General features: G+C 57.9%; 12 protein-coding genes and 1 pseudogene. 5 read left to right on the forward strand and 8 right to left on the reverse strand.

Annotated elements, in window-relative coordinates:
• The first annotated feature begins 10 nt into the window (after positions 1-10).
• The 5 genes from ACNFCI_RS05950 (at position 11) to tssA (ending at position 9066) form a co-directional block, all read left to right on the forward strand.
• Positions 11-3820 carry a type VI secretion protein IcmF/TssM N-terminal domain-containing protein gene (locus tag ACNFCI_RS05950; RefSeq protein WP_416767623.1) on the forward strand — a complete coding sequence of 1270 codons (3810 nt, stop codon included), beginning with the start codon at positions 11-13 and terminating at the stop codon, positions 3818-3820.
• Positions 3817-4725 carry a type VI secretion system-associated protein TagF gene (gene tagF, locus ACNFCI_RS05955; RefSeq protein WP_416767625.1) on the forward strand — a complete coding sequence of 303 codons (909 nt, stop codon included), beginning with the start codon at positions 3817-3819 and terminating at the stop codon, positions 4723-4725. The genes ACNFCI_RS05950 and tagF overlap by 4 nt, the downstream gene beginning before the upstream one ends.
• Positions 4722-7217 carry a type VI secretion system membrane subunit TssM gene (gene tssM / locus ACNFCI_RS05960; RefSeq protein WP_416767627.1) on the forward strand — a complete coding sequence of 832 codons (2496 nt, stop codon included), beginning with the start codon at positions 4722-4724 and terminating at the stop codon, positions 7215-7217. The genes tagF and tssM overlap by 4 nt, the downstream gene beginning before the upstream one ends.
• Positions 7218-7360: 143 nt before the next feature.
• Entirely contained in the window at positions 7361-7879 is a 519-nt protein-coding gene (locus tag ACNFCI_RS05965) for an Hcp family type VI secretion system effector (RefSeq protein ID WP_224455772.1), read from the forward strand.
• A gap of 92 nt (positions 7880-7971) precedes the next feature.
• Entirely contained in the window at positions 7972-9066 is a 1095-nt protein-coding gene (gene tssA, locus ACNFCI_RS05970; protein ID WP_416767631.1) for a type VI secretion system protein TssA, read from the forward strand.
• A gap of 122 nt (positions 9067-9188) precedes the next feature.
• Here tssA and ACNFCI_RS05975 read toward each other — a convergent pair whose 3' ends face one another.
• From ACNFCI_RS05975 to ACNFCI_RS06010, 8 genes and pseudogenes are all read right to left on the reverse strand, one after another.
• Complete coding sequence (locus ACNFCI_RS05975) at positions 9189-9650, reverse strand: suppressor of fused domain protein (RefSeq protein ID WP_416767632.1); 462 nt, start codon at positions 9648-9650, stop codon at positions 9189-9191.
• On the reverse strand, positions 9604-9849 hold the full coding sequence (locus tag ACNFCI_RS05980) for a suppressor of fused domain protein (RefSeq protein ID WP_143515223.1): 246 nt from the start codon (positions 9847-9849) through the stop codon (positions 9604-9606). The genes ACNFCI_RS05975 and ACNFCI_RS05980 overlap by 47 nt, the downstream gene beginning before the upstream one ends.
• Before the next feature lie 165 nt (positions 9850-10014).
• On the reverse strand, positions 10015-10716 hold the full coding sequence (locus tag ACNFCI_RS05985; protein WP_416767634.1) for a hypothetical protein: 702 nt from the start codon (positions 10714-10716) through the stop codon (positions 10015-10017).
• 33 nt (positions 10717-10749) lie between these two features.
• A complete protein-coding gene (locus ACNFCI_RS05990) occupies positions 10750-11484 on the reverse strand; it encodes a hypothetical protein (RefSeq protein WP_416767636.1) in 735 nt (244 codons plus the stop codon).
• A gap of 271 nt (positions 11485-11755) precedes the next feature.
• Positions 11756-12116 (reverse strand): annotated as a pseudogene (locus ACNFCI_RS05995) (sugar-binding protein); the annotation flags it as partial.
• 556 nt (positions 12117-12672) lie between these two features.
• On the reverse strand, positions 12673-13044 hold the full coding sequence (locus ACNFCI_RS06000) for a DUF5713 family protein (protein WP_416767638.1): 372 nt from the start codon (positions 13042-13044) through the stop codon (positions 12673-12675).
• Positions 13044-13598, reverse strand: coding sequence for a hypothetical protein (locus tag ACNFCI_RS06005; RefSeq protein WP_416767640.1), 555 nt, complete (start codon positions 13596-13598; stop codon positions 13044-13046). Before ACNFCI_RS06005 ends, ACNFCI_RS06000 begins: the two co-directional genes overlap by 1 nt.
• Positions 13592-15639: RHS repeat-associated core domain-containing protein (locus tag ACNFCI_RS06010; RefSeq protein WP_416767641.1), on the reverse strand; the 2048-nt coding region annotated here is incomplete at its 5' end. The genes ACNFCI_RS06005 and ACNFCI_RS06010, both read right to left, overlap by 7 nt.

Here is a 15639-nt window from a genome sequence, read left to right on the forward strand (position 1 = left end):
TCAGGAAGACATGAAAACACTATTGCGTCTGTTGAAGAGTTTCTGGATTCTCCTGCCACTTCTGTGGCTGGCGAGCCTGTTGATCTGCTGGTTGTTCGCGCCGCTGGTACCGTGGCTGCGCCACCATGTGCCCGAAGCGCTGGCGATCATCAGCGCCTGTTTCCTGCTGGTGATCGTGCTGCGCCAGTACCAGCGCATCCGTGCCGAGCACAACCTCGAGAACCTGCTGCACATCGAGGTCGACCGCTCCTGGAACGCCACCGGCGAGTTCCGTGACCAGCAGGTGCTGCGCGAACGCCTCAAGCACGCCATCGCCATGCTGCGCACCGACCGCTCCGCCGGCGGAGGCGGCAAGGCGGCGCTGTCCGACCTGCCCTGGTACCTGGTGATCGGTATGTCGGCGGCCGGCAAGACCTCGCTGCTGACCCACTCGGGCCTGTCGGCCAGCATCGCCACCGCCAACGACAGCGAAAGCGGCACCCAGCACTGCGACTGGTACTTCAGCCCGGACGCGGTGATGATCGACACCGCCGGCCGCTACCTGCGCGACGACCAGTCGGCCAGCGAGTTCTCGGCCTTCCTGCGCATGCTGCGCAAGCAACGGGGCAAGGCGGCGATCAACGGCCTGGTGCTGGTGGTCAGCCTGCCCGAACTGCTGGCCGCCAACAGCGACGAGCGCGACGCGCTGGCCGCGCAACTGGTGGCACGGGTGGAGGAATACGCCCAATGCCTGGATGCCAACCCGCCGGTCTACCTGATGTTGAGCAAGACCGACCAGCTGCCGGGCTTCAACCAGGCCTTCGAAGGCCTCGACCTGCAGGAACGCCAGCAGCCGCTGGGCATGACCTTCGGCCTGGCGGAAATCCGCAACAACGGCCTGCACGCGGTACTCGAAACCCGCCTCAACAACCTCCAAAGCCACATCCGCCGCCATGTCGATGCGCAGATGATCGCGCTCGGCGCCCAGGCCGACAGCACCCTGCTCAACTTCCCGCAGTACTTCGCCGAGCTGCGCGGTGTGCTCGAACACTTCCTCGAGCATTTCACCCGTGGCCACCGCGGCAATGCCCCGCTGCTGCTGCGCGGCCTGTACTTCACCAGCGCCCTGCAGACCGACCAGCAACTGGGCCAGGTGTACGAAGACGCCATTGCCGACGAATTCGCCCTGCAAGCCGCCTCTGAAGACGGCGCCCAGGCCACCGGCAAGCCCCAGGGCAACCGCAGCTACTTCATCACCGACACCTTCCGCCGGGTGATCTTCCCCGACCGTGACCTGACCCTGTACCAGTCGCGCCTGGGCCGCCAGGCCGCGTTCAGCCCGCTGCTGCTGGGCCTGGCGGCGACCGCTGGCGTGCTGTTCATCGCCTGGCAGGCGCTGTCGTTCGCCAACAACCGCCAATGGCTGGACGGCCTGCGCGCGGAATTGGCCAAGATCGACCAGGCCGAAGACCGCCCACAGCTGCTGGCGGCCGGCGAAGGCCTGGAAGTGCTGCGCGAGCAGATGGCGACCGTGGAAACCCATCGCCAGCAAGGCGTACCGCTGCAACTGGGCGCTGGCCTGTACCAGGGCGAGGCGATCCATCAGGTGGCGCGTACCGCCTACCTGGCACAATTGCGCAGCCAGGCCCTGGAGCCGATCGCCCGTCAACTGCAGGTGCAGATGCGCGCCTTCAACACCTTCGCCGACGGCATCAATCAGGAACTGCAGTTCACCCCGGCCCCGGCGCCCAAGCACAACAACGGCAAGCGCCTGGCACCGGCGGTGGCCGCCAAGGCCAAGGCGGCACTGGGCAAGACCCGCGTCGGCGCCTATGCCGCCAAGGTCAACCTGGCCACGGCCAGCGATGCCGCCGAGCTGTCCGCCACCACCGGGGGCCTGTCGCTCTCCGAGGAAATGCTCGGACGCCTGGACGAACAGCAGGTGGCCTCGATCATCGACGCCTACAACACCCTCAAGCTGTACCTGCTGCTGACCGAGCCCAAGGCGCACCCGGACCCTGCGTTCATCGCCGCGAGCCTGCCCCAGGCCTGGGCCAGTGCCGCCGGTGAAGGCGCCGCGGCCGGCGAAGGCGTGATCGCGCAGAACGCCCCGCTGTACGTGCAACTGCTCGAGCAGGGCCAGGCCCCGTCGCTGCCACGCAACGAGCAACTGATCAGCCAGACCCGACAGAACCTCAAGTCGTTCATGATCTCCAGTTCCCTGGTCGACCGTGAGTACCTGCGCCTGCAGCTCGAAGCCAGCCGCCAGTTCCCGGCCCTGAGCCTCAACGACCTGGTGCCGCAGCCCGGCCGCGCCCTGTTGTACGGCTCGGCCGGCGTCCCGGCCATCTATACCCGCCAGGGCTGGGACACCTTCGTCAAGCCCGAGTTGATCAAGCTGGTCTCGGGCAACCTGCGCAACGAGTCGGACTGGGTGCTGGACGGCGAAGGCGGTGATGCCATCGTGCAGAAGGCCAATTTCGTCCGCGAGTTCATGACCCGCTACAAGCGCGACTACACCCAGGCCTGGTACAAGATGGTCAGCAGCGTCGGTGTACGCCACTTCGCCGACCTGGCCTCGGCCACCCAGCAGCTCGGGCTGCTCAGCGACGTACAGAACTCGCCGGTGAAGAACCTGCTGGCGGCGGTCAACGACAACACCCAGTGGGACCTGCCGATCAAGCAGGAAATCCCGCGCGCCGGCACCGCCCGCGTGGACGGTTTCTGGAGCAAGGTCACCGGCCTGTTCGACGACAAGGACGCCCTGCCTACCGACGTCGCCCCTACCCTCCCGGCCATCGACGACGGCAGCCTGGCCAAGCGCTTCGAGCCGATCTCGCGCGTGTTCGCCGAGCACAACGCCGAAGGCGCCGACAGCACCATCATGGACCGTTACCTGGCCGCCCTGCGCAAGCTCAAGGTGCGCATGAACAACATCCAGCGCTCGCAGGATGTGGGCAAGAGCAGCAAGCAGCTGATCAGCGAAACCCTCGAAGGCCAGCCGAGCGAGGTAACCACCGTGCGCAACTACGTGGAAACCAGCGTCGACACCAGCCAGGATGGCCTGTCGCGCTCGTTGCAGAGCCTGTTCAGCCTGCCGATCCAGTACGCCTGGGAAACCCTGCGCGACCCGGCCGGCCAGCAGATCGCCAAGGCCTGGGCCCAGCAGATCGCCAAGCCCTGGGAGCAGGTCATGGCGCACCGCTACCCCATCGCCACCGGCAGCCGCAACGAAGCCTCGGTCAAGGACCTGCAGCGCTTCGTCGACCCCGACAGCGGCCTGCTGCCGACCTTCAAGCGCAACGAGATCGGCAACCTCTCCGGTGGCGAAGGCCTAGGCCTGGGCGACGGCAAGGCGCCTTCGCTGGTCAACCCAGGCATGCTGCGCAGCATCGACAAGGCCAGCTCCGTGGGCCAGGTGATCGCCAGCCTGTCGGACCGCGACAACGGCTTCGAGATCATGCTCGAACCGTCGGGCAACTTCACCGACATCGTCTTCACCCTCGATGGCCAGGAACAGCATTACCGCAACGGCCGCAGCAGCTGGAACCGCTTCGCCTGGCCGGGCAAGAGCAACGCGCCGGGCGCGCGCCTGGACGTGATCACCCTGAGCGGCGCACGCGTCACCGTGTTCGACTTCCCTGGGCGCTGGGGCCTGCTGCGCATGAACGAAAGCGCCCGGGTCGAAGACCTCGACGGTATCCAGCAGCGCTTCAGCTGGAACACCGCCAACGGCCGGGTCAGCCTGTTGGTGCGCAATTTCGGCGGCGTCAAGCTGACCGACCTGGGCGACGTCAAGGCGCTGAGCGCGCTGAACGACAGCGGCAGGGGCGCACAATGATCGGTTGCTTCGGCAAGCTCCCGTCGAGCGCGGACTTCGTCAGCCTGCATGGCGCGGCGGAGGAAGTCTGCGAGTTCGACGCCTGGCTGCAGGCTTCGCTGGCGGCCATGCGCCACCGCGAAGACTGGCAGGCGTCGTTCGACCCGCTGCCGATGTGCTTCTTCAGCTACCGTGCGCGCACTGGCAACTGGCTGCTGGGCGGCCTGCTCAGCTCGCGCGATGCCAGCGAGCGGCGCTACCCGTTCTTCATCTTCCAACTGCTCAAGGGCCAGGAAGGCGAAGCGCTGCTCAACCCGTTCACCCTGGGCGAGCTGTTCAGCGCGCAGATCAAGCCCTTGTTGCACCAGGCGGTGCAAGGCGCCGACCGCGCCGGCATCTTCGAGCGCATCAAGGCCCTGCGCCCGCTACAGGCCCAGGACCTGGACCTGTTCCGCCGCGTGCATGCCAAGTTCCTGCATGACTTCAGTTTCAGCGACATCGCCCGCGCCCTGCATGGCTCCTGGCCTGGCTTCGACAGTGCCACGGCGCTGGCCCGGCTCGAGGCGACCCGCGGCACGTTGCACGGTGACTTCGAAGGCGGCATCGAGCTGCCCCTGCCCGCCGAGCGCGGCCTGAAGAACCCCACCGCCGACCTCTGGCTGACCTGGCTGACGCGCATGAGCGGGCGCCACGACGTGCCGGCAGTGAGCCTTTTGGCCGACGACTTCATGCACCCGCGGCTGTACTGCTTCCCGTCGCCCCATGCCACCAGTGCCTACCACCTGCTCACGGCCAGTGCGCAGCCTCGCCTGCACCTGGAGCTGCTGGGCCCATTGGCCGGGGCGACGCGCCCGTACGATTACGACCGACCTCTTGAACACATCATCGACCGCTTCGTCGATGCGCTGGATGCGACGCCTGTATGAACAAGATCAAGTACTACTGCCTGCGCTACCAACCCTACCTGCTCGGGGTGGCGTTCTTCCTGGTGATCTTCCTGGTCTGGGCCGTCGGCCGTGGCCTGGGCTTCACCTCGTTGCACAGCCTGCTGGCAGGTATCGGCGTATTCCTGCTGTTGTCGGCAGGCTATGTACTGTTGATGTACCGGGGCGTCGGCCAGCACCGCAACCTCGAAGGGCTGCTGCGCGACGATGCCGACCAGGCCGTGCTCAATGCCCCGCCGGCCGACCGCGAGGAAATCAGCCTGCTGCGCGAGCGCCTGCTGCAGAGCCTGGAGCGCCTGCAGGGCAACAAGCCGCGCGGCACCTCGGCAAAGGACGCCCTGTATACCCTGCCCTGGTACCTGGTGATCGGCCAGCCGGCCGCCGGCAAGAGCACCATGATCCTGCAGTCGGGCCTGAACTTCCCCTACGCCGAACGCGAGGGCGCCCGGGTCGCGGGCCTGGGGGGCACGCGCAACTGCGACTGGTTCTTCAGCTCCGAGGCCGTGCTGCTCGACACCGCTGGCCGTTACATGAACAGCCCCGAAGAAGCGGGCAAGTGGCGCGGCTTCCTGCAACTGCTGCGTCAGCACCGCCAACGCCGCCCACTCAACGGGCTGATCGTCAGCGTCAGCATCGCCGATATCCTGCAGGGCTCGGCCGAAGACCGCGAGCGCGTGGCCAAGCGCCTGCGCGAACGCATCCAGGAAAGCTGTGCGCTGCTCGAGGTGCGCCTGCCGATCTACCTGGTGTTCACCAAGTGCGACCTGATTCCTGGCTTCATGCCGTTCTATCGCCAGCTGGACGACGCCGCCCGCGGCGAAGTGATGGGCAAGACCTTCTCCCACAAAGGCTATGAGCAGGCCAACTGGGGCCAGCGCTTCGGCAAGGCCATGGACGAGCTGACCGATTACTGGCAGCAAGTGGCCACCCAGCAGCTGGTGCAGCAGGACATCCTGGTCACCCGGCAGAACAATGCCGCCTACCGCTTCCCGCTGGAGCTGGCCGCGCTCAAGCCGCGCCTGCAACAGTTCGTCGACAGCCTGCTGCGGGCCAACCCGTACCAGAATGCCGAGTTGCTGCGCGGGTTCTATTTCACCGCTGCGCTGGAGGCCGACGAAGCCCAATGGGGCAGCCACGGCCAGCATGTCGCCGAGCGCTTTGCCCTGGAGCATGGCCAGGGTAGCGCCGGCACCGCCAGCCAGCCGGCGCCGTTGTTCATCAACAGCTTGTTCCGCAAGGTGATCATCCCCGACCAGCATCTGGTGGCGCTGTACACCAGCAACCAGCGCGAGCGCCGGCGCAAGGCCGCCTGGGTGGGCGCCGCCAGCCTGGCAGGCTTGGTGCTGTGCAGCCTGTGGGGCTGGTCGTACTTCAACAACCGCAGCACCCTGGCCACCCTCGCCGACGAGCTGGCCCAGGCCAAGGCCCAGGACCAGGCCGCCAGCGGCCAGTACACCGCCTGGCGCAGCCTCGACCGCCTGCGCTTCTGGACCGAGCACTACTACCAGCAGCACCGCCAGCACGGTGTACCGCTGCGCATGCGCCTGGGCCTGTACCAGGGCCACGCCGTGGAGCCGCTGGTACGCAGCCGCTACTTCGCTACCCTGCAGAACGTGATGCTCAAGCCCACGGCCGACAACCTCACCCGTACCCTGTACCTGCTGACCACGCTCAAGGTCTACCAGCGCAACACCAACACCTTGCAGCCGGTGTCGGGCGTGGACAGCGTCGAGGCCGAAGCCCTGCCCCATGACAACCGCGCCCAGTCGATCGCCGAGTTCGGCAAGGCCGCCCTGGATACCTATGTGATGCTCTCGCCTGCCCAGCGGGAAAAGGCCGACCCGGCATTCCTCAAGGCACGCCTGCCAGACTACTGGTACCCGGCCATCGCCCGCCATACCGGCAAGAGCATGGCGGCCAGCGCTGGCGACACCCAAGGCAACCAGGACTACCTGTACGCCAGCCGCCAGATCACCTTCTACAGCGATCAGATCCGCGAGCCGGACGTACCGCGCATCCTCGACAACGCCTTCCTGATGTCGAGCTCGCGCAACTACATCAACAGCCTGCAGGCCCAGTCGCTGCGCTCGATCGAGACCATCACCCTGGAGTCCGACACCCTGTTCGCCTTTGGCCGCGCCGACTTCCAGAGCCTGCGCAACGAAGGCCAGAACCAGCTGAGCGCCATCGCCAGCAAGCTGCTGAACACCCCCAACATCGGCAAGATCATCATTTCCGGCCACGCCGACCAGCTCGGCGATACCCAGGGCAACCTGCAGGTTTCGAAACAACGAGCACAGACCATCCGCACCTACCTGGTCGGCAAGGGCGTGCCAGCCGAGCTGGTGGATGCCCGCGGCGAAGGCAGCCGCAAGCCCCTGGTCAACTGCGACATGCAGCAACCGCGCGCGCAGTTGATCAAGTGCCTGGAGCCCAACCGTCGGGTAGAGATCGAAGTGCGCGGCCTGAACTGAGGCCGCGCGGCAAGAACCGGCCACCCGGGCCTCACAGGAGGAAGCCTGGAGGGCGGCAAGCTACCCCTGCCGACACGTTCGCAGGGGTCAAAACCAAGGGACGCATGAGCGCCCCTTCACTGATGTAAATGGAGAGTTTCACAATGGCATTTGACGCGTATATCCAAATCGACGGCATCCCAGGCGAAGTGCTGGATGACAAACACAAGGACTGGATCGAAGTGCTGGGCTACGAGTACGGCGCCACCCAGGCCACCTCGGCGACCGCCAGCTCCTCGGGCGGTGCATCCTCCGAGCGTGTCGCCCTGAGCGACTTCAAGATCCGCAAGTATGTCGACAAGGCCTCGGCCAAGCTGTTCGAACACTGCTGCACCGGCAAGCACATTGCCAAGCTGAAGCTCAACGTCAACCGTGCCGGTGGTGACAAGGTGACCTACCTGACCATCGACATGGAAGAAGTCGTGGTGTCGTCGGTGCGTTTCGTCGCCGGTGGCAACCAGTCCGGCGAAGACAAAGCGGTCAGCGACCTGCCGATCGAAGAAATCAGCTTCAACTTCGCTCGCATCAAGACCACCTACACCCAGCAGAACCGTACCGACGGCCAGGCTGGCGGCAACATCGTCGGTGGCTGGGACCGCACCGCGAACAAAGTGTTCGCCTAAGCGTTCGCTTTGCCATGGGCCGCGCAAGCGGCCCATATCCGCAGCGTGCCGGCCTGGCCGGCGCGCTTCTCCTTCCCTGACCAGAGTGCCTTATGCCTGAAACCCTCAACGACCTTTCGCTGGCCGAGCTGGCCGCGCCGATCGACGGTGGCAGCGGCGAAGACTTGAGCTTCTCCGCCTTGTTCGACCAGATCAAGGAGGCGCGCCGGGCAGACCCCGACTACCTCACCCAGGGCGACTGGCAAACCGACCTGAAGACCGCCGACTGGGAAAAGGCCATCGCCCTCTCAGCCGAAGGCCTCGCCCACCAGAGCAAGGACCTGATGCTGGTGGCCTGGCTCAGCGAGGGCCTGGCCCAGCGTGAGCACTTCCAAGGCATCACCTTCGGCCTGGAACTGACCGAGCGCATCCTGGAAGGCTTCTGGGAAACCGCCTACCCGTCCCTCGAAGACGGCCTGGACGAGCGCGCCGCGCGGCTGTCCTGGCTGAAGACGACCCTCACCGACATCACCGGTGGCTTGCCCATTACCCAAGGGCAGAATTTTGGCGTGCTGCGCTATGACGAATCACGCCACGTAGAAAACCTCGCCTTGCAAAATGCCAAGGCCATGCAAACCGCACTGGACGAAGGCAAGATCAACGCTGAGATCTTCCAGCGCTCGGTCGCCCTTACCGACACCGAGCACCTGCGCAACAAAGCCCTGCAGATTGCCGAGAGCCTGCAGACCTGCAACCGCCTGCAAGCGACCATCGACCGCCTGTTCGGCCACGAAGCACCCAGCTTCGCCAGCCTCGCCGACATGCTGTCACGGGCCAGCCAGCTGGCCGAGAAACTGCTCAAGGACCGCGGCGTCGAGCTGCACCCTGCCACCGTGGCCGCGCCTGAACCGAGCACCACGCCCGCCCCTGCCGCCGAACCAGGTGAACCGATGACGACACCCGCACAGGCCCTCGCCCCTGCGCAAATGCGCACCACACCACTGACCCGCGACGAAGCCTTCACCATGCTTGCGGGCATTGCTCAGTTCTTCAAGCAGAGCGAACCCCAGAGCCCGGTGCCCTACCTGATCGAACGCGCTATCAAATGGGGCAATATGCCGCTGGAAGGCTGGCTGAGCGATGTGATCAAGGACAGTAATGTGGTGGACAATATTCGGGATGTGTTGGGGACGCGTGAGCAGCGGTGAGTGCGGGGGGAGCGTTTTGGTGGGGCCCTCTACTGCAAACGGTGGGGGCCGCTTTCCAGATGTCTCGGAGCGCTCGTCCGCAAACCTCCTAAAAACCTAATCCTTAAAGATTTCTAATTTCATCACCCGATCCATATCCTGTCGACCGCTCGACAACATCTATATAGCTCATGCGCTCTAAGAAATAATTTATCAGGAAAAACGATTCGCGGCCTATTGCAATCTAATGTGTTTATTTCCTGTTCGAACAGGAGATTATCAAAAACATCGCCACCATACCGCTCTATGAAAACCCGCTCTTCTTCATGGATGGCGATACATTGCAGCCAGTTAACTTTAAAATTTGAATACTGAAGCTCAGGAAAGTAGGAGTCGTTCCACATAAATGGTATCGTTAGATAAATATGAGGCATTTTCGGCCGCACTAGATACTCGCTAAAAATTTCACGAACCACGTCCCCAGGCATGACTGCGGCCTGCTGTTTTTGATATGAAACGCAGCCGACGCTACCGCATTCTCCCAATAGGTTTCTTGAGTCAATGCTCCGGCACAAGCTCCACCCGCGTGCCGAATTCATTTCCATCGGTTGTTAACAAAGGGGTCTCGGATAGGCCTATAGTACCAATGGATTTTACACCTGCATGTAGCGAGTCAAGCGTTGTCAACAAATCAATCGACAAAGTTCTAGCATCATCATAATAAGCTTGCACCTTGAGTTGACCGCCAAAAACTCGCAATGCGTGCTTCGCCACCATTTTACATTGAGCGCTAGGAACAGCCATTTTGCCTTCCCAAAAATGAAAAATTCAATCCCCTTACAGCATTTGACCGAAATGGTAGTGCAAGCCGTCGCTGATTCAGGCCCAGGCATTGCTATCGCGTAAGTGAAACACCAATGAAGCCTGATTATTATTCATGCCATGACTGGAGTACTAACTCAAGAAGAATCAGTAAAAATTAGCAATTAACTCTTCGCGAGACCTGGTGCCTTCCAAGAATACGGTCATCCATGCATCCATTATTTCGAAAATATCAACTCCATACTCTGGCGTCGTAGGATTTTCATGCCACCATATTAAGCCTTCTGAGGCTTTTTCCGCCTCCGTATCTATCGCGACAAAGTCTCCACTGCCATTCGAAAATACGGTAATCCAGCTCCCCGCAAACGAAACGTCTTCTTCGTCAATGAAGTCCGACACACGCGAAATATCACTTAGGCTCTGTGGCCCCATTGAGCGCGCAGGGAAAAATGTATATCCATCATGAACTTCCCGATAAAAACTCTGAAGTTTTATGGGAAGAGCCTCAAACATTTCCTTATCAGTCGCACCCCCTTCAACAGGCAACCCACCTATATAATAATAGAAGCCGTTCGCATCATGGAAAACATACAACAGCTCCAACTTATCATCAGCCAGCAAAACGGTACCCAGCAGACTATTATTTAGCAGCGTAATGACTGAAGGGAACTCAGTAGAATACGACTGCCAGCTATCAGGATATGCGGGAGCATCGTCGAGACGCAGCCCAAAACTCTCCCACGCCTTAGGTAAGACAATACCTGCCGAAACCTCCTCGCGATCAAAGAAAAACTTTCTTCCTGTAAATGTACTTTTGATATCTTTAACTATATCATTCAATCTAATCACTTCATTGCTCCTGCAGGCCCTCTGAAACTATGCTTATCCAACCAGAACAAAGTCGCTCAACGCCTCGACTAATTGAGAGTGCCTGAGCAACTCCTCGTTCTTACGATCGCGAATCAGAGTAAACTCGTCCTTTTTTGGAGAAAGAACTTCTACAACCTTCTCTTTGAAATTTGTAATTTCAATAAAACCGCTTGCCACGCCATTGAGATTTTCAATTTCAGTTAACAAAGTAGAATATTTCATTAATACTCCCACCTCATGGGTGCCAGCTTCAGTCTGCGGATTATCAAAATAAACTTTAAGCTTAGGGCAGACAGCTCTATCCCAGCGGAAAACAGGAATAATTCGCTGGATCATTTCCTTAAATTCACCCTTTGTCTCCCTCCCCGAAAACTCACACCGATGTATCGGAATGCATAGAAATAAATTTTCACGCTTATTTTCCAGTCTCCCCTTCAGACTGCCGTGATATGTATTAGGGACAACGATAGCATGAGTAAATCCATATTTATTTGGATAAATATCAAAAATTGCAGTCTCACCTTGAATCAAGGACTCGGGCACTTGCTTAACAAGCTCCACCGCAAATGCTCTATCGCTTAAACCTTCAGATATAACCAGCAAATCTTGTCTACCGGTGCTTTTCAAGCAATATTCATAAACCACTTTCGGAAGTTTATGTTGAAAAAAATAACACCCAGCAAACTCATCCACGCTAGCAAAGGATTGCAATAAATCATCTTGAGAAAACATACCGTCCTCACTCATAATCGGGCCCTACATCCTGCCTGTACTTAACACCGTCTGCGGCCATCTTAGCACCGTCCAAGCTATTAGTAGAGCGCAATCGAATACTCATGTTATCTGTATCATTGTAAAAATCGTTTCGCGCAGCACGGGTGGAATTACATCCCTGCTCATTCCAATGTTCAACGACTGGCTTGTTATGTTCAATTGTGATTCTTGGATCGCTTCTATGAACAGCATCCATGTCACCTGTGAGAATTTTTCCTGCATCCGGTCCTAGCATCCAAGACCTTGAGGTATTGATGCCGGTGTTGTACACCTGCGAGGCAAGGTCGAGGCGAATTGCCAGGCCTTGCGCCCCATTGCGTCATAACCGAAGCAACTGGTGAGCTTGCCCTGGGTCCGATACACCTCGCGGTGCAGGTCATCACGCTCCATGTCGGTGATCACCTGGCCGTCCAGGTTCAGCTGGTGCAGGTGCCCGCTGCCGTAGTACAGGTGATTGACCTTGCGGCCATCTGGCAGGGTCAATGTGGTCAGGTTGCTGAGCGGGTCGTATTCATAACTTAGCACGCCGGCAGAGGTGACTTCTTGGGCCAAGCGGTCAAGTAAGTCGTAGGCTTACTGAGTTTCTCTTCGGTTACGCCGAGCTGATGCTTTAGTTATTTCATTGCTACTGTTATGAATCGTATAATTTCAGACCACTAAGGCATCTTCTGAACTATTAGCCTGCACAGCACAGCACAGCACAGCAACAATGGAGCCCCCGAGAAAAACTGGCAATCACCTGAAGCCCAACTATTAAAGAGCAACCCCTTAAGGCAATATCAATAGATCTTATGAACCCTATCAATAACAAATCGTGGGAAATACGTCAGGCGATATCTCCAAGCGCACCTTCCAAGACATTGAGCCAGCGACCTCAAGATATTGAAGACCTACCAAGCCATTCTCAAAATCTCGGTCGCACCCAATAAACTAGGAATTTATTTAGCCTAAGAAAGCCCCCAAGAATCAATGGTCCATCGGCCCGAGTACTACATTGGAAATTATAAAAATCCATCTTGCGCTCAATGCGTACATATCGGCTAAGCCTGCCTCAGTTTTTAGGCCCTTGGAATCGATGTTTAGCCAATAGCTGTATTTAACAAATTAAAGATTAACCCCAACATCAAAAGAGGATATTTTCTGGAGCCGAGCCTCTATATTTTACCAGTCACGTGTAGCAATTAGCTCTTCAGTGTAAGCCTCAGTAAACCCATAAGCTCTAGCTATTGCGGAGAAATCTTCGGCAATAGCCTCTCTAGCTCCAGTCTCTATATCACTTCCTCTTTCATTGAACTCGGCTTGAAGCTCGTTGATTTTATTTGTAGCGGCATGCGTCATCACATAAAGTTCCTCAAGCGAACTCGGCCTTCTTCTTTCCAACTCAATGCATAGCTCTCTCAGCACTCCCTCAATCTTCTTGACCAAATCATCAGGAAAGTAAGAATCAGCATACATATCTTTTAAAAAAACATAGCCCTGCATAGTTTTGTTACAACTCATAGACACCTCGCAGCTCCACAGAAAAATACGCATCAAAAAATATCATGTTTTTTTGGTGGAGGAGCACTAATCCCACTAAACAAAAACTCTTTCGACTCATCCCAATTAACACCTGTTTCGAAGTAGTTTCTTAGGCGCTTTTTCATTTTCTCAGGATTTCCATACATCCCGCATAACTCGTTCCCATAAATCTCCTCAATATCATCAGGTACGGACAGGACATCCTTTACAACTTTTGCGCCATAACTTTCATAGTTATCTGTCAGCTCTATTAGTCTCGCGCCACCTTGCACACCCCGGTCAAACGCAGCGCTCAACATCATTTTTTTTATCGGCCTACCATTGGGAGCAACTTGCTCTGGCGACACCACTGACAAAAATATTGGTTTCAATTTTTTTTCTGCTACAAAAAGACAAAACAGAATGTCTTTTTTATTTAAATCAATACCCGTCCAGTCTTGATTGGTTTGAAAAACATCAAAAAATTCCATTAGAGAATTTTTCCGCATTTGAGCAAGGCTATAAACCCCGTCTGCAACTTGAACACAGAGAATTTGATCTTCTATCCATTTAACCGACTTTAACATCCGGCTGCTCCTTTCGCTATATTTTGGTTACCACCCGTGATTTTTGCTCGATGTGCGTCTGCTGCAGCTAAATATACATCCCTATTTCGGTTTCCTATCCCCACCGGGTTCTGCTTGTTCGATGTTCCATCCAAACCTCCTCGATCTTCAAATATTCGCTGCTCAAGACCGCGAGCTATATTTTTACCCTCTTGTCCATCGCCGCGATAAACAGCCTGGGGTTCCACATCGAAATGATCCATATTTGGATACCTATATTTCAGCACATCTGCAGCTGAATGCCCTAGCCCCGGCTTACTAGCATATCCGACATATGGCTTACCGTTTTTTATTCCTTCGTAAGTTATATGAGTAGCATTGGCAGGATCCCCAGCCCATCCCAAGGGATCTATCCATAATAACGGATTGCCACCATAATTATATAAGTTTACCCCGCCCAATATGCTTATAGGATCTTGACTAATAAACCGGCCCACCTCCGAATCATAATAGCGGAACGTATTATAATGCAGCATCGTTTCACAATCGAAATACTGCCCTTGGAAGCGTAGATTCTGCTCGACCTCATTGACGGCTAGCTGCTCAATCGCCCCCCACGAGCGATACGTCGCCTGCCAGACAATCTCACCTTCGCTATCCGTCAGCTCCAGCGGCGTACCGATCTGGTCGGTATGGAAGTAGTAGACTTTCTGCCCTTCCCCTTCGACCTGATCGACACGTGCTAAGGGCGCGTAACTTCCCGACTCATAGAAATACAGAATACTCTGTCCCGGCATTTCCTCCCGCAGCATCCGCAGCCCTTGCCACAGGAAGCGCTTCTGTTCGACTTCACCGTTGATTTCTGACTGCTTCGCTACTCGACGCCCCAAGCTGTCATAGCGGTATTCATCCCGACTTTCCAGCTGACCATTACGCAGCGTCTCGGCGCGTACCAGACGGTTCTCACAATCGTAGCTAAACCGCTGCAGCTTGCTATGCCCCGAGCGCTTTTCGATCAGGTTGCCCCAGGGATCATAGCTGTATTCCTGGTCCCGCCACTGCTTGATCCGGTTGTCCTTGACCTTGGCGAACTGGCGCGCATTAAAGTCTAAGCGGTTGGCCGCCGCATCGTAACGAAACTCTTCGCTACCAATCAGCGAGCCGGTATCGCGACTGCGTAACCGGCCGTTGGCTTCGTATTCGTATCTAATCTCGCCGCGCAGCTTGTCGAGCGTGCGTACCAGCTCGCCTGCAGGGTCGTACTGATAACGACGGTGAATCGGGTTGTAGGCATGCTCCAGCAGCAATGAGGTATTGATACCGGTATTGTGAACCTGCGAGAGCTTGTCGGCTGGCAAGGTCGACGCGAACTGCCAGGCCTTACGCCCCTTCGCATCGTAGCCAAAGCAACTAGTGAGCTTGCCCTGGGTCCGATAAACCTCGCGGTGCAAGTCATCGCGCTCCATGTCGCTGATTACCTGGCCGTCCAGATTCAGCTGATGCAGATGTCCGCTGCCGTAGTACACGTAGTTGACCTTGCGGCCATCCGGTAATGTTAGCGTGGTCAAGTTGCTGAGCGGATCGTACTCGTATCTCAACTTACCATGAATAGTGGTTTCTTCGGTCAGACGCCCGAGCAGGTCATAGTTAAACTCCAACGTCTCATCGTCGGCATCCGACTTCCTACCGTTGCGTATTTGTCGCTTAATACTCCGGAATCGGTCGCAATCATAAGAGTAATCGTGACGCGCATCGTCATTGATTTTTACCATCAATCGGCCAATAGCGTCGCGCTCAAACATCGTACAACGCTCCGGACGCTCGCCCCGCTCACCATAGCCAATCTCATCCAGGCGAACGAGATGACCACCTTCGTTGTAGGTGAAGCGACGCGTCAGATTATCCACCCGTACTTCTTCGACCAACCGGTCCGACGCATCGTAGGCAAAGTTGTAGGTCGCGTTGTTCTCGTTGACCAACGCGGTCAGGCGAATGGCTTTGTCGTACTCGTAGCGAATTCGCTGGCCCTTGGCATCCTGGCGGCTGCTCGGCAAACCCCGGG

This window comes from Pseudomonas sp. NY15356, assembly GCF_048068175.1.
GTDB classification, from domain to species: domain Bacteria; phylum Pseudomonadota; class Gammaproteobacteria; order Pseudomonadales; family Pseudomonadaceae; genus Aquipseudomonas; species Aquipseudomonas putida_K.